Origin of the sequence: Microbispora sp. NPDC049125 (genome assembly GCF_040802045.1) — a bacterium.
Classification (GTDB): domain Bacteria; phylum Actinomycetota; class Actinomycetes; order Streptosporangiales; family Streptosporangiaceae; genus Microbispora.
Genome location: NZ_JBEZDW010000032.1, coordinates 1 through 17,833, shown reverse-complemented (window position 1 = coordinate 17,833; position 17,833 = coordinate 1). Strand labels below are relative to the sequence as shown.

Genomic DNA, 17,833 nt, shown 5'->3' with positions numbered 1-17,833 from the left:
GAGGAGCCGATCAAGCGGAGAGCTGCGAGGACGCGGTGCGCCGCCGCCCGGGAGGGCCGGCGACCGGACACCCGGCCGCGACTGGACGGCCCCGGCAATCGTCACTTACCGCAGCCGTTGGGCCGGTCGCGACACCCTTGGAGCAGTCCATGTCACCTCGACCTATTTGTCCGAAAATAGGCGGAGAGGGCCGGTCCACGTAGGGGACCGGCCCTCTCCCGAGGAAGCAGGCGTCAGGCGGCGAGCCGGGAGTACGCGGTGGCGTCGCCGCGCAGCACGGCCGAGGCCCGGCCGTCCACCCCGGCGGGGACGTCTCCGGCGACCGTCACCCGCTGGAGCCGCCGGGGCTGGTCGCCGAAGTCGTGGACCACCCGATGCTGCGTCGAACGGTTGTCCCAGACCGCCACATCGCCCGGCTGCCAGTGCCAGCGCACGGTGTTCTCCACCTTGGTGACCTGCTGCTGGATCAGCCGGATGATCCCCTCGGACAGGTCGGAGGGCAGGCCGACGATCCGCCGGGCGAAGTCCCCCAGCAGGATCGAATGCTCACCCGTCTCCGGGTGGACGCGTACGACCGGGTGCTCGGTCTCGTAGACCGTCGAGGCGAACACCGCGGCGTGCGCCCTGGTCCGCTCGGGGTCGTCCGCGAAGGCGATCCGCGCGTAGTCGAAGGCGTTGGTGTGGACCGCGCGAAGCCGCTCGACGAGCTCGCGCAGCTCCGAGGGCAGGTCGAGATAGGCGGTCACGGTGTTGGCCCACAGGGTGTCGCCGCCCGCGGCCGGGACCTCGATCGCGCGCAGGACCGACGCCTGCGGCGGCCGGTCGACGAACGTGACGTCGGTGTGCCAGCGGTCGACCTTCTGGCCCGAGCCGTAGTCGAGGTCGAGCACGTGCTCATGCCCGTCGAGGGAGGGCACGGTCGGGTGCGCCGTCGTGAGCGGGCCGAGCAGCCCGGCGAAGGCGACCTGGCCGTCGGCGTCGAGGTGGTCCTGCCCCCGGAAGAAGATCACCTTGTGCCGGAGCAGCGCGTTCCTGATCTCCTTGACGGTCGCCTTGTCGAGGTCGCCGCCGAGCTTCACACCGGAGACGGTGGCCCCGATGCGGCCGGAGACGGGGGAAATGTGCAGGTCGTTGGACATGGTTGCGCCTTTCATCCTGATCATGGCGTACGGCGGAGCCCGGCCGTACGGAGGGAGAGCGGAATCAGGCGGCGCGACACAGGGCGCTGGCCACGCGGCAGAAGTCCACGTGGCCGCGCCGGGCGAGCCCCTCGGATGGCGTCATGGGCCGACGTTAACCCGAGAGTTTCATGCAAAGCAAGTAGGAATTACCTGGAAGCCGTCCGAGGGGCGGCACCTCCCGCCGACGCCGGGCGCGCCGCGATCCTCGCGAGTCATCCTCGACCCCGGCCCGAGTCGCCCGGGGCCGGCCACTCAGGTGCGGTACGCCCCTCAGGGATGTCGCGACTGACCACCCCTCCGCCTATCTGTCTTTTATTTACAACCGAAATTACCCGTCACGACAGAATGCGCTCCCCGGAGGGTCCAGGCATGCTGTCACGTCCCAATGAGGGCATTGCACTCAGGGCGCGTTGTGAGCCAGGCGACGACGGGGCCCATGAGATGCCGGCGGCGGTCTCCGAGGGAGGCGTCGGGATCGGTTGTCCGAAAGCCTTGTTTCGGTTAACGGATCATTGAAGCGCGGTGAGGTACTTCTTCATCTCCTTGACCTCCGCTGTCTGGGTCGTGGAGATCGACTCGGCCATCGCGGTGGCGTCCGCGAACGCCCCCTGGGCCTGTTCCGCGCGGGCCAGGGTGATCGCCCCGCCCTCGTGTTCGATCATCATGGTCACGAACAGCCGGTCGAACCGTGCTCCACTCGCCCTGGCCAGCCTCTCCACGTCGGCGGAGGAGAGCATGCCCGGCATGCGATGACCCCGGGGCAGCGGCTCGGCGCCCCAGGCGTCCAGCCAGCCCTTCAGCGTGCGGATCTGCGGGTCGCGGGCGTCCTTGATCTGCGCGGCGAGGTCGCGGATCCACTGGTCCCCCGCCCTGGTCTGGGCGAGGATCGCGAGGTCGATGGCCTGCAGGTGATGGGGGATCATCTGCCGCGCGAACGAGACGTCGGCCTGATTGAACCCCGCAGCCGGGGTCTCAGCGGCCGGGCTGGTCTCCGCCGCCGCCACCGACGGGGCCGGCGACGCCGGTGAGGCCGTGGCCTGCGGGCTTTCGGTGGAGACAGGCGCCGGCGAGGCCGCCGGCGACGGGGCGGCGGCGTCGCCCGACCCGCCACACGCCGCGAGCAGAGCGGCGGCGATCACGCCCGTTAACGTCATCGTCACACCGTGCGCGGGGATCCGGCGGGAGGTGGTCGTCACTGGAGTGGCCTTTCCGGCTCGGGCGGTCGGACCGGCCGGCGAGGCCGCACGGACCCCCGAGACCATGCGCGGTCGAACGGGGCCGCGAGCGGCCGCATCGGGCCGCCGCGCTGCGGGAGACGCAGGTGAGTGCGGGTTCCAGCACCCAGGCCTCCCCTTCCCGTGATCCCTTACAGGAGGACCTTACCGCCGGGGGGAGCCCGCCCGCTCCGCCCTCATCCGCCCCTCGGGTCCCCGGCTCCCCGGTCATCCCACATCCCACGATTCCAGGTCAGACGTAGGGATTCCCTGACAAATTTCCCATTCGCTTCCCAGCCTGACGGCGCTTGCTCTAGCCTCCATCTCATGCGAAAAGGCCGTGAAACTCTACGAAAGGTTTCACACCGAGGAAACCTCTGTTGACACGAGCGAAACAGTGATACTTTCGCTTGGGAGCGCTCCCAAGCCGTGTGAACCTTCGGGCCGAGGAGACCGGATGGCCGATCTTCCCACCCTCGCAGAGGTAGCCGCCGCAGCCGGCGTCTCCCCGGCAACAGCTTCCCGGGTCCTGACCGGCTCGGTACGCGTGACGACATCGACCCGTCGACAGGTCCATGACGCGATGTCGCGTCTGGGCTATGTCAGACGCCGTGCCCCCAGGGGTTCGGCGGGCAGGCGGGCCGAGCAGATCATCGCCGCCGTTGTCTGCGAGCACAGTCCACGTTTGTTCAGTGAGCCGTTCTACGCACGGCTCCTATCGGCCTGCGAGGAGGTGCTCGCGAGCCATGGGGTGCCGTTGGTCATCATGACCGCGACCCCCGCGACGGCCTCCATCGCCGCGCCACCACTGGTGGCGGGAGCCGCCGACGCCGTGCTCCTGATCGGAGCACGCGCCAGGCACCCGCTCGCCGTGACCCTGGCGGCCTCGGGCATCCCGGTGCGTTGCGCCGGGCGGCCGCCGGACGGCATCGACCTACCCTACGTCGACATGGACAACATCGACGGCGGCCGGCAGGCGGCCGAGCACCTGCTGCTCGGCAACCGCAGGGCGATCGCCACCATCGCCGGTCCACCGACCCTCCCGGCCGCCCGGGATCGGCTGGAGGGCTTCCGGCAGACACTGCGCGACGCCGGGATGGTCGACATGCCGGTGGCGTACGGTGACTTCACCCATGCGTCAGGCGCTCACGCGATGCAATGGCTGCTCCAGCGGGCGCCCCACCTCGACGCCGTGTTCGCGGCGTCGGACGTGATGGCGGCCGGGGCGATGCAGACGCTGCGCCGCGCCGGGCGCAAGGTGCCGGAGGACGTGGCGGTGATCGGCTACGACGACGCACCGGTCGCCCGGCACACCTCGCCGGCTCTCACCACGGTCCGGCAACCGGTGGAGGAGATGGCCACCCTCGCCGCCAGGCTGCTGCTCATGGCGCTGAGCGACGAAGAGGACAAGCCGAAGGGCAATCCCGTGCTGCCCACGGAACTGGTGGTTCGTGAATCGGCCTGAGCTCAAGGAGGGCGACGTCCTGACCCGTCGCTATCTGCTCCAGGAACGGATAGCGACGGGAGGGATGTCGGTCATCTGGCGCGCCTTCGACCAGTCCCTCCAGCGGATGGTGGCTATCAAGGTCCTGGACGCGACGCTCAACGAGGACAACCCCGGCCGTGAGCTGATGCGGCGGGAGGCCAGGGCGACCGCCCGGCTGATCCACCCGGACGCCATCGAGGTGTACGACTACGGCGAGACCGTCACCAACGGCGGCCGCCTGGCGGCCTATGTCGTGATGCGGCTGCTTGAGGGCCGCTCGCTGGCCGACCGCGTCAGCGAGGGCCCGCTCCCCTGGCCGGAGGCGACGGCGATCGCCTGCGGCCTGGCCAAGGTGCTGGCCGCGGCCCACGACCGGGGCATCGTGCACCGTGACGTGACTCCGGAGAACGTGCTGCTGGCCGCCGACGGGCCGAAGCTCCTGGACTTCGGGATCGCCGCGTTCATCGGCGAGTGCGACGACCAGCTCGTGGCCGACTTCGGCACCCCGCCGTACGTGGCGCCGGAGCGGCTCAAGGGCGCCACGGCGGATCCCGCCGTGGACGTCTACGCGCTCGGCGTGCTGCTGTTCGAGATGCTCACCGGCGCCCCGCCGTACCCGGAGACGACCTGGGAGGCCGTCGAGGCCGCCCGGCGGGAGGGCCCGCCGCCCAAACCGGAACGAGTGCCCGGCCTGCCGCAGGAGGTGGCCGAGCTGTGCCGCACCTGCCTGTGCTCCGACCCGGCCGACCGGCCGAGCGCACGGGCCGTGGCGGCCGCCCTCACCGAGGTCAGGAAGCCTCCGGGCCCCCACGGTGCGGGTTGGGGCGCCGCCGCCGTCGGCGCCCTGGCCCTCGGCACCGTCCTCTGGTTCACCCAGTCGGCCGGCGCCGACAGGGGCGCGGTCACCTTGCCGAGCCCCTCGGTCGCCGGCAATCCCGTCCTCACCACTTCCACCGCCCCGGGTCCGCAGGTCGAACCCGTGGCCGACCCGGGACTTCCCACCGGGCTGCCTTCGTCTCCCGGCCACCCCTCCGACCAGCACGACACCGCCACTCCGAAGAGGGCGGACACGACCCCGGCCCCCCGCGGCGAGAAGTCCCCGCGGGCCACCCGTAAGCCCGACGTCTCCACTCTGCCGCTGGCCACCTCGACCGCTCCGATCGCCCTGGACACCGCGATCTCCCGGTTCGGGCTGCTCGTCGACGACGCCGAGGCCGCCCACGACATCGACGACGACGTCGCCCTCGACCTCAAGCAGGTGTTGCGCAACGCCGTCGAAGCCGGCTACGGGGTCGACCCGGTGCGCGACAAGCTCGCCGTACGCTCGCGGGAGGGCCGGCTCCCTCCCGAGATCCGCGCGCGGTTGGACGGCGAGCTCGACCGCGTCGAAAACGCCCTCGCGCAGGCGAGCGGAACCTGACGCAGCGGTCGGACCCTTATTGACCAATTTGAGTAATATTCGGACGCCCCGTCACCATGTCTGCGTGTCCGGTAATTAGTTTCGGACAATGGGAGCGCTCCCACACCCCATAGGGGTACCCCGACTCACACTGTTGATCTTACTTACCGGGAAATCCACGCCTCCGTCAAGACCTTGCACAGCGAGGGCAAATCGGGATAAAGCGATGCCTCATGAGTGGATTCAAGAAGTTCCTCATGCGCGGCAATCTCGTGGAGCTCGCCGTCGCAGTAGTCATCGGGGCCGCATTCAGCGGGCTCATCAACGCCCTCGTGGCCGATCTCATCACTCCTCTGATCGCCGCCGTCACAGGTGGCCGTCAGCCCGACTTCGCGAAGTACAAGTTCACCGTGAACGGCGCCGCCTTCCAGTACGGCGACCTGGTCAACCACCTGCTGGCGTTCGTCATCATGGCCGCCGTCGTGTACTGGCTGGTCGTCACGCCGATGACCCGCCTCATGAGCCTGTTCGACCGGAACAAGGAGGCCACCGAGAAGCAGTGCCCCGAGTGCCTCAGCGACATCCCCGTCGCCGCCCGGCGCTGCGCGTTCTGCACCGCCGAGCTGACCACCGTCCCCGCCGCCGAGAAGCCCCCTGCCTGACCTCCCGGCTCACCGCGTGACTGCCACCGCGTGACTGCCACCGCGTCGCTGTCTCTGCGTCAATGTCTCGGGAACCGGGGAAGGGACCGCTGCCACGTCTCACATGGCGGCGGCTCCTCCTCCAGGACAGGTCCCTCCGGCCGCCGGATGACATTCAGGACCACGAGGGAGGCCCGGTGGGGATGGCGCGTCACCCGCACCTCCCTGGCCAGCCAGCAGGCGGCGGCGATCACGTCGTGCGCCTGCTCCAGGTCGCGTGGGCTGATCCCGGCCCGGCACCAGATCCACAGTCTCTCGCCGAACGGCTCCGGCCTGGTCCGGAGGATGACCGGCAGCTTGCCACGGCGCGTGACGATCATCGCCTCGGCGCACGCCTTGCGTACGCGGTGGGGCGTGACCACGCACCAGAGGCGGCTCTCCACCTCCCGGCGGGCCTGCGGCCACACGATGACGATCACGCAGACCACCGCACCGGTGGTCACCGTGAACGCCGGGTCGACGGTCCGTACGGAGAGGACCACGACGGCGGGGCCGCCGGCGATCAGCGCGGTCTCGTACCGCCACCTCCACAGCAGGGTCAGCGGCCCCGGCCTTGCCACCGGAGAGACGGAGCTCTCGATGAACCGCATGACCAGGTGGGGGTTCCGCCGGACCCGGTGCCTCATGTGCGCCCTCCCTCGGGGCACTCGCGGCCGGGCCGTGGCGGCCGTGGTGAGCCCTTGTTCGGGCTCACCACGGGTTCGAGCAGATTGAGCCGTCCGGTCCCCCCGCAGGAGGGGCAGGGCCCAGAAGTAGGGGCCTGGCCGGTCGCCTGGCATGCCCGGCAGGCGATGACGGCGTCGAACCGCCGGTCGCGATAGGTGTGCCGCTGCCAGGAACGCCGGATCTGCCAGCGCTGGACCCAGGCGAACGCGTCTATCTCGGCGAACGCCTCGTCGCTCAGCGCCCAGATCAGGGCGACGATGCGCATCCGTAATCCCCGAGGGGGATTTTTCCGGGTGCGGATGTGGTTACGATTCACGGTGGATCATCCCTTACTGGTTCGGGTGGTCATCCCTCGCTGGGCCGATGTGTCACCATCGGCCCAGCGGCGTTATGAGACAAGGAGGGGCCGAGATCCTGCGGCCCTGAGAACATCGCCTCCCTCCGGGAACCGGCTGCGGCAGCCGCCACGTTGAGGCTTATGTAGCCTTTACCCGCACATAGCCTTGGCAACCGCGAGTTGGCAATTGCCACCTGAAATGTCTCGTGATAGTTACCATCTAGTTTTGCCGCTGACATGTCCCGTCCTGTTAGCATCGGGGCGCCGGAAGGAGAGCAGCGACGGACAGCGCGGGCGGGAAGAGGTGAGCGTGCGTGGCACGGCCGAATCCGACCCTGCGCCGCCGCCAGCTTGCCGCCAAGCTGAAAGAGCTGCGCCTGGCCAGAGGGCTGACCCTCGACGAGGTCGGCGAGCGGCTCATGGTTTCAGCGGGAAAGCTGTCCAGGCTGGAGAACGCGCAGCGCGGCATAATGCTGCGCGACGTCCGGGACCTGTGCGCGATCTACGACGTCAGCGCCTCGGAAACCGAGTCATTGATGAGCCTCGCCAGAGAGGCGAGGCAGCCGGGGCTGCGTCAGCAGCTCGGCGATCTCGGAGACCAGGCCGCTTATCCGTACGTGGAACTGGAAGCGAGCGCCTCGAAGATCACTGAGTTCCAGTGCTGCTTCCTTCCCGGTCTGCTGCAGACTCCCGACTACGCTCGGGCGCTCATACGGGGCATGCTTCCCCACATTCAGGAGCATGTGCTCAACAGCCGCGTCGAGGCGCGGATGAAACGCAGGGAACTCCTGCGCCAGGAGGAACCGCCCCAGTACTGGACGCTCATCGACGAGGCCGCCCTGCATCGCGTCGTGGGAAGTCCCGAGGTGATGGGCGAACAGCTCCGGGGAATCATCAAGACGGCGGAGCTGCCCAATATCGTCGTCCAGGTGATCCCGTTTTCGGTCGGCGCCTACATGGGCTTGGACAATTCCTTCGCATTTCTAGAGATACCCGATCCCCAGACGTCCGCCGTGGTATTCATCGAAGGCCTTGAGACCATGGAATACTTGGAAAAGCCTTCCGACCTCAAACCCTACAGGGAAGCGTTAGGTCACCTCCACGCGGCGGCACTGCACCCACGAGAGTCAGTGGAGCTGGTGAAAAAGATCAGCAGAGAACGCTTCCCCATATGATCTGCACAGAAAGAGCACGGTGACGATGAAGTCATCACAACAGCGGCGCCACGCCGACGCCGTCTGGATCAAGGCCAGTCGCTGCAACAACGGCAACTGCGTGGAAGTGGCGAACCTGGGCCAGGGAGTCATCGGGCTAAGGGATACAAAGGTCGCCGGCGGTCCGGTACTGGAGTTTCCACGTGACGCATGGAACGCTTTCGTCCAAGAAGTGAAAGACGGGGCCCATGACCCACGAATCACGTAATCACCAATAGCCCCAGCAGCCCCCTCAACGGACATATGGAGTAGAGAACCTCAAACCGATAGAATCATCATGGCGCGAGATCTCAGAGAGATCTTTACCCCGCCTACGAAAGGCAGCGCACATGATGCGACCGACGTTCGAGGGCGCCGTCTGGCACTCCATCTGCAACGGAGGCAACTGTGTCCAGGTGGCCTTCCAGGCGGAATGGGTGGCCCTGCGCGACGGCAAAGCGGGTGAAAAGGGCCCGATCCTGACGTTCACGGCTGAGGAGTGGCGAGCGTTTGTGGGAGGGGTCAGAAACGGGTACTTCGACATGCCCTGAGGTCCCGCGAGGGTCTCGCTCATCGATGCGCTGAAAGGGCTTCCCCGGCATTCGGCCGGGGAAGCCTCTCGGCTTCAATGGATCCCCGGCTCTTGATCGTCACGCCGTCATGAGCCAGACCGCGGTGTCGGTGGGGAGCAGGTCGCCGTCCAGCGGGCCGCTGGACAGCAGGACCGACTCGTGGGGCGGAAGCACGAGCGGCGACGGGCCGAGGTTGACGACGCAGAGCAGGCCGGAGTCGCGGACGAAGGCCAGCACGTCGTCGCCGAGCGGGAGCCAGGACATGACGCCGTCTCCGAGCAGCTCCCGCCGGATGCGCAGGGCCGACCGGTAGAGGGACAGCATCGACGACGGGTCGTCCCGCTGGGCCTCGACCGTGAGGTCGCGCCATCCCGCGGGCTGGGGCAGCCACGGGACTCCGGTGCTGTACCCGAACGGCGGCTCGGTCCCCGACCAGGGCAGGGGCACCCGGCAGCCGTCACGGCCGCGGACCGTGTGGCCCGACCGAGTCCACATCGGGTCGTCGATCAGCTCCTCGGGGATGTCCTCCACCTCCTCCAGGCCGAGCTCCTCCCCCTGGTAGACGTACACACTGCCGGGCAGGGCCATCGCCAGCAGCGCGGCCGCCCGCGCCCGGCGCCCGCCGAGCTCCAGGTCGGACGGCATGCCGTCCCTGCGGTCGGCGTTGTCCCACGAGGTGACGGCCCTGCCGTACCGGGTGACGGGACGAGCCACGTCGTGGTTGGACAGCACCCAGGTCGCGGGCGCGCCGAGCGGGAGGTGGGTGGCGAGCGTGAGGTCGATGCCGGCGCGCAGCGCGCCCGCCTCCCACGCGCTGGACAGGAACTCGAAGTTGAACGCCGTGTGCAGCTCGTCGGGGCGCAGGTAGTTGGCGAAACGCTCCTGGTCCGGCAGCCACACCTCCCCGATCAGGATGCGGTCGCCGTACGAGTCGGACAGGCGGCGCCATTCGCGGTAGATGTCGTGGACCCCGTCGTGGTCGGTGTAGGACTCCTCGACGCTCTCCAGGTCCTTGATGATGACGGCGGCCGAGTCGATGCGGACGCCGTCCACGCCTCGATCGAACCAGAAGCGCAGCACGTCGAGGAACTCCTCGCGCACGACGGGGCTGTTCCAGTTGAAGTCGGGCTGCTCCGGGGCGAACAGGTGCAGGTACCACTCGCCGTCCGGGACCTGTGTCCAGGCGGGGCCGCCGAAGATCGACTGCCAGCCGTTGGGCGGCCCGTCCCCCACGCCCGGGCGGAACCAGAACCGCTCCCTGGCCTCCGAACCGGGACCGGCTGCGAGCGCCTCGGTGAACCAGGCGTGCTGGTCGGAGGCGTGGTTGGGGACGACGTCGATGATGGTGCGGATGCCGAGGCCGTGGGCCTCCTCGATCAGCTTCTCCGCCTCGGCGAGCGTGCCGAAGACCGGCTCGATGCTCCGGTAGTCGGCGACGTCGTAGCCGCCGTCGGCCATGGGCGAGGGGTACCACGGGTTCAGCCAGATGGCGTCGACGCCGAGGTCCGCCAGGTACGGCAGGCGCGACCGCAGCCCTGCCAGGTCTCCGGTGCCGTCGCCGTTCCCGTCGGCGAAGCTGCGCAGGTAGACCTGGTAGATCGCGGCCCCGCGCCACCATCCGCGGTCCGGGGTCGTCCCCGGGGACGTGCTGCCGGGCATGCTGAATACAACTCCTTACAGGTGAAGGCGTCAGCCCTTGAGGCTTCCGGCCGTGAGGCCGGCCATGATGTGCCGCTGGAAGAGGAAGAAGACGACGATGGTCGGCAGGCTGGCGATCACCAGGGACGCCGTGAGCGCGTTCTGCGGCATGGTCTGGGACAGGGAGTTGATGGCGACGCTCACGGTCATCTTCTCGGTGTCCGGCAGCACCAGCAGCGGCCAGACGAAGTCCCGCCAGACGTTGACGATCGTGAAGATCGACACCACGCCCAGGATCGGGCGGGAGATCGGCAGGACGATCGACCACAGGATGCGCGCCGGAGACGCGCCGTCCATCTCGGCCGCCTCCAGCAGCTCCCGCGGGATCGAGTCGAAGAACCGCTTGAGCAGGAAGATGTTGAACCCGTTGGCGGCGGCGGGCAGCCAGATCGCCCACGGGGTGTTCAGTAGGTTGACGTGCAGGATCGGCAGGTTCAGCACGGTGACGTACGTGGGCAGCAGCAGCACCATCGGGGGGATCATCAAGGTGGCGAGCATGCCGCCGAGGATGACCTTGCCGAGGACGGGCCGCAGCTTCGACAGCGCGTACGCGGCGGTCACGTCGACCGCCATCGTGAAGATCCAGGCGCCGGCCGCGTAGAGCACCGTGTTCTTGAGGAGGGTCCCGAGGTCGAGCAGGTCCCACGCCTCTTTGTACGCGTCCCAGTTGAGGCCGTCGCGGGGGAAGAGCGTCGGCGGGATCTGGGAGAGCTCCTCGGGGGACTTCAGCGCGCCCGTGACCATCCAGTACAGCGGGAACACGAACACCAGCGTGAAGGTCGTGATCATGGTGACCAGGACGATCCAGTAGATCCTCCGGCCCCTGCGGCTGTTCAGCTGGTGCGGGGAGACGAGCGTGCGGAACTGCGTGGTCGCCAGGCGGTCCGGCTTCCTGACCGGCCGTGGGGCGGGCGCGGCCGGCCGGGCGGGCGCCGTACGGCTCGGTGGGGCGGTGACGTTCGGCATCAGCGGGTGTCCTCCCGGGCGACGCGCAGGTAGGCGACCGAGAACACCATCAAGACGATCATCAGCATGAGGCCGAGCGCGCCGCCGCCGCCGAAGTTCCCGAAGTTGAACGCGTACTGGTACATCAGGTACGCCACGGTCACGGTGGCGTCCTCCGGGCCGCCGCCGGTGAGCATGAACGGCTCGATGAAGACCTGCATGGTGGCGATGATCTGCAACATCAGCATCACCAGGAGGATCAGCTTCGTCTGCGGGATCGTCACGTGCCGGAGGCGCCGGAAGATCCCGGCCCCGTCCAGCTCGGCCGCCTCGTACAGCTCGCTCGGGATCGTCTGCAGCGCGGCCAGGTAGATCAGCGTGCCGCTGCCCAGGTTCATCCAGGTGGAGACGATGACGAGCGAGATGAGCGCCGTGCTGCCCGAGTCGAGCCAGCTCAGCGCCGGGAGGTGGAAGAACGTGAGGATCTGGTTGAACAGGCCCGCGCCGGGGTCGTAGAACCACTTGAACAGCAGGACCGACACGGCCGGGGGAAGCATGACGGGCAGGTAGACGACGAACCTGAGGTAGGCCCGCGCGTGCCGCAGCTCGTTCAGGACGATCGCCGAGGCGAACGGCACGACGTAGCCGACGACCAGCGCCAGCAGGGTGAACTCGGCGGTGTTGATCCACGCGGGCCAGAACGCCGAGTCGGCGAAGACCGCCCTGAAGTTGTCGAAGCCCACCCAGACCGGGTCGCTGACGAAGTTGTTCTTCTGGAAGCTGAGGAAGACCTCCCGGATCATCGGATACCAGGAGAAGAACGCGAAGCAGATCAGCGCTCCGCAGAGGAATCCGTAAGCGGTGAGGTTCCGTCGCACGTCACGGGCGCGCGCCGACGGTCCTCGGCGCCGGCCGATGGCCACGACGTTCATGCGTGTGTCTCTCCTGGTGAGGTCTGGACGTGAGCCGGGGGGGCACCGGGCGGTGGGTGGCACCGCCCGGCACCCCGGTCGTGGGTCAGCCCGCCCGTGCGAGCAGGTCGTTGACCTTCTTCTCCGCGTCCATGAGCAGCTTGTCGACGTCCGCGTCCTGCCGGGTCAGTACGGCCGACATCGGGGTGTCGAGGATCTGGTAGATCTGCTGGGTGTTCACCGGCTCCAGCTTGAGGGGGATGGACCCGGAGCCGTCGGCGTAGGCCGCGTAGTTGTCCAGCGGCAGCGTGGCGAACTGCTTGCGCAGGTCGAGAAGCTTCTGGCCGCTCGGGCTGGCGCCCCACGGGTTGTTGTCCGGGAGGCCGACGGCCCTGCCCTTGGCCTTCTGCCGCTCGTAGTTGAACTGCCCCTGGCCGGGGGTGAGGTTGTAGTAGTCGAGCCAGGCGATGCCGGCCCGGATCTGCTCGGGGGTGTCCTTCACGTTGAACAGGTAACCGTCACCGCCGCCGAGCGTGGCCTTGGCCTCGGGGAAGGCCGCGAGCCCGAAGTCCTCGTACTTGGCCTTGCGGTTGTCGTGAAGCTCGGTGATGACGTCGGGAGCGCCGAGGATCATGCCCATCTTTCCGGCGCCCATGAGACGCATCAGGTCGTCCCACTGGTAGAGCTGCTTGGTGCCCATGCTGTTGTCGGTCCAGCGCATGTCCTTGAGGTTCTGCAGGACGGCCTTGCCCTCAGGGGTGTTGAACGTCGCGGTCTTGCCGTCGTCGGACACGACGGAGCCGCCCCGGCCGTAGATCTCCTGCGTGAAGTGCCAGCCGCCGGTGTTGCCCGCGCTGTACTCGCCGTAACCGACGTACGCGGGGCCGAGGGCGCTGATCTTCTTGGCGGCCTCGCGGATCTCCGCCCACGTCTTCGGCGGCGAGTTGGGATCGAGGCCCGCCTGGGTGAACAGCTTGCGGTTGTAGACCAGGCCGACCTTGTACGTGGTCCTGGGCAGGCCGTAGATCTTGCCGTTGACCGTGAAGGCGTTCATGACGCTCGGATCGAGGTCCTTGAGCGTCTTGACGTCCTTGACGTATTCGGTGATGTCGGCGGCCTGACCCGCCTTGATGGCCGTCTGGACGTCACCGACGTACCCGTAGAAGACGTCCTCCATCTGCCCGCCCGCGAGCTTCGCGTCGTACGTCTTGACGTCGTGGCAGGGGAAGCCGTCCTTGCTGTCGATCGTGATATTGGGATGCAGCTTCTGGAAGGCGGCGACGTCCTCGTCCCATTCCGCGCGCTGCACCGGGTTGGTCTTCGGCGGCTGGCAGCCGACCGAGATCGTCACTTTGGCCGCCGCGGCGGGGGCCGCGGCGTTCTTGCCGTCACCGCTGCCGCCGTCCTCGCCGCCGCATGCGGCGGCCGTCAGAGCGAGCCCCGTGACCAGCAGTATCGAGAGATTGTGGGCTTTCATCATCGTTCCCTTCTGGAACCGCGCGCCACGACCCGTTGGAGCACGCGTCCCGGGGCCGGTTGGAGCGCCCCGATCCGCTCGGTTGCGAGAAACATATAGATGCAAGCAGGATCGAGCAATAGTCCAGTAGTAACGCTGCAAAAAAGTGACAGTGATGGGGTTCAGTCGCGCGGAGCGGGCGCGGTGGAGGCCCGGACGACCAGCTCGGGCTCGAAGAGCAACTCGTCCTCCGTGACCACGGCGGCGTCGATCTGCGCCACGAGCAGCTCCACCGCGGCCCGGCCCATCGCGTCGATCGGCTGGCGGACGGTGGTCAGCGGCGGGTCGGTGCAGTTCATCAGCGCGGAGTCGTCGTACCCGATCACCGAGACGTCGCCGGGCACGGAGAGGCCGGCCCGCCTGGCGGCGCGGATGGCGCCGAGCGCAAGCACGTCGCTCGCGCAGACGATGCCGGTCACACCCCGGGTCACCATGCGGGCGGCGGCGGCGTGGCCGCCCTCCAGCGAGAACATCGTGTGCTCCACATGGTCGGGCGGCAACTCCAGCCCGTTGGCCTTGGCGTGCGAACGGAAGGCGGCGAGCTTGCGCTGCGACGGCACGTGGTCGGGCGGCCCGAGCAGCATGGCGACACGCCGGTGCCCGAGGGCCATCAGGTGGCCGAGCGCTATCTGGGCCGCCGCCACGTCGTCGCACGACACCTGCGGGAATGCGAGATGCTCCACCGCCGCGTTGACCAGCACGATCGGCAGCTTGCGCTCCAGCACCCGCCGGTAATGGCTGTGCGAGGCGTCGCCCTGGGCGTACAGTCCGCCGGCGAAGACCATCCCTGACACGTGCTGCTGGAGCAGCAGGTCGACGTAGTCGGCCTCGGAGACCCCGCCCACAGTCCGCGTGCACAGCACCGAGGTGAAGCCCTGCTGGGCCAGCGCGCCCCCGACGACCTCGGCGAACGCCGGGAAGATCGGGTTCTGCAGCTCGGGCAGCACGAGCCCGACCAGGCGGCCGCGGTCGCCGCGAAGCTGCGTCGGCCGTTCGTAGCCGAGCACGTCGAGCGCGGTCAGCACGGCCTCGCGGGTGGCTTCGGAGACCCCGGGCTTGCCGTTGAGCACGCGACTCACCGTCGCCTCGCTCACGCCGACCTTCTTGGCCACTTCCGCAAGCCGTCGCGTCATGAGCGCAACTATACGACAATTTCTGCAAGCAATTTCAGTCACTTGCGTATGACGTGATACGGCCAGAGGTCGTATGGAGGGAGAGTCGATATGGCGGGCGACGGCCGCGCTCACCTGGTGTGAACCTGCGCTGGAGGCCTCCGCCTCGCATGCGCGGAGAGTCAGGTGACCCGGCCGGTGGAGGAGCGGACGACCAGCTCGGGCTCGAACAGCAGCTCCCCCGTGGCGACCGCCGCACCCTCGATCTGGCTGACCAGCAGCTCCACGGCGGCTCTGCCCATCGCCTCGATCGGCTGGCGTACGGTCGTGAGGGGCGGATCGACACAGGTCATCAGCGCGGAGTCGTCGTAGCCGACGACCGAGATGTCCTGCGGCACGCGCAGCCCGGCCCGGCGGGCCGCCCGGATCGCGCCGAGGGCCAGCGGGTCGCTGCCGCAGATGATCCCGGTGGTCTTCTGCCGGACCAGTTTGAGCGCCGCCGCGTGGCCGCCCTCCAGCGCGTGCATGGTGTGCTCGACCAGCTCGCCGCCCGACGCGCGGAACGCCTCCAGCTTGCGTATCGACGGCATGTGGTCCGCAGGGCCCACGATCAGCCCGATGCGCTCGTGGCCGAGGGCCCGCAGGTGCCCCAGCGCCTGCTCGACCGCGATGGCGTCGTCGCAGGAGACGCGGGGGAAGTCCCAGTGGTCGGCGGCCGCGTTCACCAGCACGGTCGGCAGCCGTCGCTCGACCAGCCTCAGGTAGTGCCCGTGGACGACGCCCGTCTGTGTGTAGAGCCCCCCGGCGAACACCACGCCGGACACCTGCTGCTGGAGGAGCAGGTCGACGTAGTCGGCCTCGGAGATGCCGCCGACGGTCCGCGTGCACAGCACGGGCGTGAACCCCTGCTGGGCCAGCGCGCCCCCGACGACCTCGGCGAACGCCGGAAAGATCGGGTTCTGCAGCTCGGGCAGGACGAGCCCGACGAGCCGGCCACGCTCACCGCGCAGCTGCGTGGGCCGCTCGTAACCCAGCACGTCGAGCGCGGTCAGCACGGCCTCGCGAGTGGCTTCGGAGACTCCGGCCTTGCCGTTGAGCACGCGACTCACCGTCGCCTCGCTGACACCGACCTTCTTCGCAACCTCCGCAAGCCGCCGCGTCATGGCCGCAAGCATACGGCGCGGGCCCTGCGGTCAACGATCTCCGTTTCCGGCCGCGTTCACCCCGCCGGACCGGGGTCGGCTCGGCTCCTTGAAAGCGCCGTGTAAGTGATCCGCAAGGGCCCGTTCGTAGTGTCTGTGACGTCACAAGATCCCCAGGAAGGCACCATGAACATCCTCAAGACCTCCCTCGCCCTCGCCGCGGCGTCCGTCCTTCTGAGCCTGACCGCCGCGTGCGGCAGCAGCGCCCAGGCCTCCGTGTGCCAGGACGCGACCAAGGCGTTCACCGACTACAGCGCCAAGGCCGGCGCCTCCGCGGGGAACCTGGAGAACCTCAACTCGGCCACCGCGGACCTCGCCTCCCGGCTGAAGGACCTCTCCGGCCAGGCCGACGGCGACCTCAAGACGGCGCTCGCCGGCATGGCGGACTCGTGGGCGTCCTTCAAGATCGACATCACCGACCCGGCGGCGACCGCGAAGCTCACCGAGTTCACCACCAAGGCGACCCAGGCCACCCAGCAGCTGGCCGCCGCCTGCTCCTGAAAGACCGGCACGCGAAGCCGCCGCACCCGTGCCCGGGCCGGCGGCTTCGCCGTCTCGTGCCGGCCTCGAAATGTGCCGCGATCTCAGTAGTCGAGGCCCCAGTCGTGGGGACCGAGAAGGAAGAGGTCGCCTTTCGGCACCACGCGGCCGCCTCCGGCCAGGCTGTCGAGGCAGCACCGTACGGTGTCCTCGGGCAGCCCAGTGAAGCCGGCGATCTCCGCGAGCGTGGCGCGGCGATCGCCCTCCACGTTCAGCGCGGCCACGGCCTCGTAGACGCTCATCTGCTCAGCTGACATCTCCTGCGCGTCACGCAGGCTCTCGTCGTCCCGCGCCGTGTCACCCCGGATGCCGTCGTCTCGGGTTGCGTCGTCCCTTGCTGCGTCGTCCCGAGTGCCGTCGTCCCGAGTGCCGAAGTTCCGCGTTGCGTGGTCCCTTGTTGCGTCGTCCCGGATGCCGTCGTCCCGCGTCCCGTTATCCGGGGTTGCGCCTTTCCAGGCGCCGCCCTCGGGCGCGCCGTCGCGGGTGGTGCCGCCGTCACGCATTGCGCAACCTCGCCCCGTCCCGCAGCCGTCCCGGGTCGATGTGCCGGTCGGGATAGCGCTTGAGGTACTCCCCTTCCAGCTCCTCGGTCCGCGAGGTGTGGCGCTCCAGCGCGTCGTCCGACCCGTGGAGGAGCGTGTCCGTCCGGGTCTCGTGCAGGCTGCGCAACTCGCGGAAGAGGTCCTCGTCGCCCAACTCCTGCGGGTCGACTCCCATGGTCATAACGTCTCCCTCACACTTCGGTCGGCTTTTCCCAGCGCTCGTCCGGGTTGTCGTCGTCGGGCCCGGCGTTCGGCGGGTCGGTCGCCGACGGGGCGTTCTCGTCGGCGAAGTCCGGCTCGTCGTCGGTCTCGATATAACGGCCGTCTTCTGTACGCATGCCGGTTCCCTGCCCGCTCGCCGGGCACCCATACATCAGGCGTACGGCGGCGGAGTCGCCCCAGGCCCCGTATGAAGTCGTGGCCTCACCTGCCCTCGAGTTCATCAAGGTCCGTACTGGACACCTTTCAGTGATCATGGTTCCTAAGGCGCCGGTCTCCACTCGCCCTCGGCCAGAACCGGCCAGGGGCGCGCACATTGGACGGCGGGTTGACTGCAGGCACCTAGGTAGATCTTTTGGAGGCCTGGTGCGACCTGGCCTTATGTGAGTTTCCGGCCCC

The 17,833-nt window shown here is 68.6% G+C and carries 20 protein-coding genes and 1 pseudogene; 8 read left to right on the top strand and 13 right to left on the bottom strand.

All coding sequences use genetic code 11. The features are described from left to right. Positions 1-233: 233 nt before the first annotated feature. Entirely contained in the window at positions 234-1,139 is a 906-nt protein-coding gene (locus tag AB0B72_RS29735; protein ID WP_367742454.1) for a TauD/TfdA dioxygenase family protein, read from the bottom strand. Positions 1,140-1,690: 551 nt separating this feature from the next. Further along, a complete protein-coding gene (locus AB0B72_RS29730) occupies positions 1,691-2,335 on the bottom strand; it encodes a DUF305 domain-containing protein (RefSeq protein WP_367742453.1) in 645 nt (214 codons plus the stop codon). Between the two features lie 517 nt (positions 2,336-2,852). Between AB0B72_RS29730 and AB0B72_RS29725 the strand changes: the two are divergent. The 4 genes and pseudogenes from AB0B72_RS29725 to mscL all read left to right on the top strand — a co-directional run. Then, positions 2,853-2,987: pseudogene (locus AB0B72_RS29725) on the top strand (LacI family DNA-binding transcriptional regulator); the annotation flags it as partial. Then, positions 2,979-3,860: a LacI family DNA-binding transcriptional regulator gene (locus tag AB0B72_RS29720; protein WP_367742548.1), complete on the top strand. Its 882-nt coding sequence runs from the start codon at positions 2,979-2,981 to the stop codon at positions 3,858-3,860. The pseudogene AB0B72_RS29725 and the gene AB0B72_RS29720, both read left to right, overlap by 9 nt. Beyond that, positions 3,847-5,301 carry a protein kinase gene (locus AB0B72_RS29715; RefSeq protein ID WP_367742452.1) on the top strand — a complete coding sequence of 485 codons (1,455 nt, stop codon included), beginning with the start codon at positions 3,847-3,849 and terminating at the stop codon, positions 5,299-5,301. The genes AB0B72_RS29720 and AB0B72_RS29715 overlap by 14 nt, the downstream gene beginning before the upstream one ends. Before the next feature lie 212 nt (positions 5,302-5,513). Then, entirely contained in the window at positions 5,514-5,942 is a 429-nt protein-coding gene (mscL, locus tag AB0B72_RS29710; protein ID WP_367742451.1) for a large conductance mechanosensitive channel protein MscL, read from the top strand. A gap of 59 nt (positions 5,943-6,001) precedes the next feature. Here mscL and AB0B72_RS29705 read toward each other — a convergent pair whose 3' ends face one another. Continuing rightward, a complete protein-coding gene (locus AB0B72_RS29705; RefSeq protein WP_367742450.1) occupies positions 6,002-6,607 on the bottom strand; it encodes a hypothetical protein in 606 nt (201 codons plus the stop codon). Continuing rightward, positions 6,604-6,912, bottom strand: a complete 309-nt coding sequence (locus tag AB0B72_RS29700) for a hypothetical protein (protein WP_367742449.1) — start codon at positions 6,910-6,912, stop codon at positions 6,604-6,606. Before AB0B72_RS29700 ends, AB0B72_RS29705 begins: the two co-directional genes overlap by 4 nt. Positions 6,913-7,298: 386 nt before the next feature. Between AB0B72_RS29700 and AB0B72_RS29695 the strand changes: the two genes are divergently transcribed. The 3 genes from AB0B72_RS29695 to AB0B72_RS29685 all read left to right on the top strand — a co-directional run bounded on the left by AB0B72_RS29695 (position 7,299) and on the right by AB0B72_RS29685 (position 8,728). After that, positions 7,299-8,159 (top strand): helix-turn-helix domain-containing protein, encoded by an 861-nt coding sequence (locus AB0B72_RS29695; protein ID WP_367742448.1) that lies wholly within the window; start codon positions 7,299-7,301, stop codon positions 8,157-8,159. 25 nt (positions 8,160-8,184) lie between these two features. Further along, positions 8,185-8,406, top strand: coding sequence for a DUF397 domain-containing protein (locus tag AB0B72_RS29690; protein ID WP_367742547.1), 222 nt, complete (start codon positions 8,185-8,187; stop codon positions 8,404-8,406). A 121-nt stretch (positions 8,407-8,527) separates the two neighbouring features. Then, positions 8,528-8,728: a DUF397 domain-containing protein gene (locus AB0B72_RS29685; RefSeq protein ID WP_367742447.1), complete on the top strand. Its 201-nt coding sequence runs from the start codon at positions 8,528-8,530 to the stop codon at positions 8,726-8,728. A gap of 99 nt (positions 8,729-8,827) precedes the next feature. On the opposite strand, the gene AB0B72_RS29680 is transcribed toward AB0B72_RS29685, so the two are convergent. The 6 genes from AB0B72_RS29680 to AB0B72_RS29655 all read right to left on the bottom strand — a co-directional run bounded on the left by AB0B72_RS29680 (position 8,828) and on the right by AB0B72_RS29655 (position 16,094). Continuing rightward, positions 8,828-10,408, bottom strand: a complete 1,581-nt coding sequence (locus AB0B72_RS29680; RefSeq protein WP_367742445.1) for an alpha-amylase family glycosyl hydrolase — start codon at positions 10,406-10,408, stop codon at positions 8,828-8,830. 30 nt (positions 10,409-10,438) lie between these two features. After that, positions 10,439-11,413, bottom strand: a complete 975-nt coding sequence (locus AB0B72_RS29675; protein WP_367742443.1) for a carbohydrate ABC transporter permease — start codon at positions 11,411-11,413, stop codon at positions 10,439-10,441. Continuing rightward, complete coding sequence (locus tag AB0B72_RS29670; protein WP_367742441.1) at positions 11,413-12,324, bottom strand: carbohydrate ABC transporter permease; 912 nt, start codon at positions 12,322-12,324, stop codon at positions 11,413-11,415. Before AB0B72_RS29670 ends, AB0B72_RS29675 begins: the two co-directional genes overlap by 1 nt. Positions 12,325-12,409: 85 nt before the next feature. Beyond that, on the bottom strand, positions 12,410-13,783 hold the full coding sequence (locus tag AB0B72_RS29665; protein ID WP_367742439.1) for an ABC transporter substrate-binding protein: 1,374 nt from the start codon (positions 13,781-13,783) through the stop codon (positions 12,410-12,412). 158 nt (positions 13,784-13,941) lie between these two features. Further along, positions 13,942-14,952 (bottom strand): LacI family DNA-binding transcriptional regulator, encoded by a 1,011-nt coding sequence (locus AB0B72_RS29660; RefSeq protein ID WP_367742438.1) that lies wholly within the window; start codon positions 14,950-14,952, stop codon positions 13,942-13,944. 161 nt (positions 14,953-15,113) lie between these two features. Then, complete coding sequence (locus tag AB0B72_RS29655; RefSeq protein ID WP_367742437.1) at positions 15,114-16,094, bottom strand: LacI family DNA-binding transcriptional regulator; 981 nt, start codon at positions 16,092-16,094, stop codon at positions 15,114-15,116. Positions 16,095-16,259: 165 nt separating this feature from the next. On the opposite strand from AB0B72_RS29655, the gene AB0B72_RS29650 reads away from it, so the two are divergent. Next, positions 16,260-16,634 carry a hypothetical protein gene (locus AB0B72_RS29650; protein ID WP_367742436.1) on the top strand — a complete coding sequence of 125 codons (375 nt, stop codon included), beginning with the start codon at positions 16,260-16,262 and terminating at the stop codon, positions 16,632-16,634. 83 nt (positions 16,635-16,717) lie between these two features. Here the strand turns inward: AB0B72_RS29650 and AB0B72_RS29645 are convergent, their stop codons facing one another. The 3 genes from AB0B72_RS29645 to AB0B72_RS29635 are packed head-to-tail and all read right to left on the bottom strand — an operon-like array spanning position 16,718 to position 17,553. Then, on the bottom strand, positions 16,718-17,176 hold the full coding sequence (locus tag AB0B72_RS29645; protein ID WP_367742434.1) for a hypothetical protein: 459 nt from the start codon (positions 17,174-17,176) through the stop codon (positions 16,718-16,720). Further along, positions 17,169-17,396 (bottom strand): DUF6158 family protein, encoded by a 228-nt coding sequence (locus AB0B72_RS29640; protein ID WP_367742431.1) that lies wholly within the window; start codon positions 17,394-17,396, stop codon positions 17,169-17,171. Before AB0B72_RS29640 ends, AB0B72_RS29645 begins: the two co-directional genes overlap by 8 nt. 10 nt (positions 17,397-17,406) lie before the next feature. Next, positions 17,407-17,553, bottom strand: a complete 147-nt coding sequence (locus AB0B72_RS29635) for a hypothetical protein (RefSeq protein ID WP_367742429.1) — start codon at positions 17,551-17,553, stop codon at positions 17,407-17,409. Positions 17,554-17,833 lie beyond the last annotated feature (280 nt).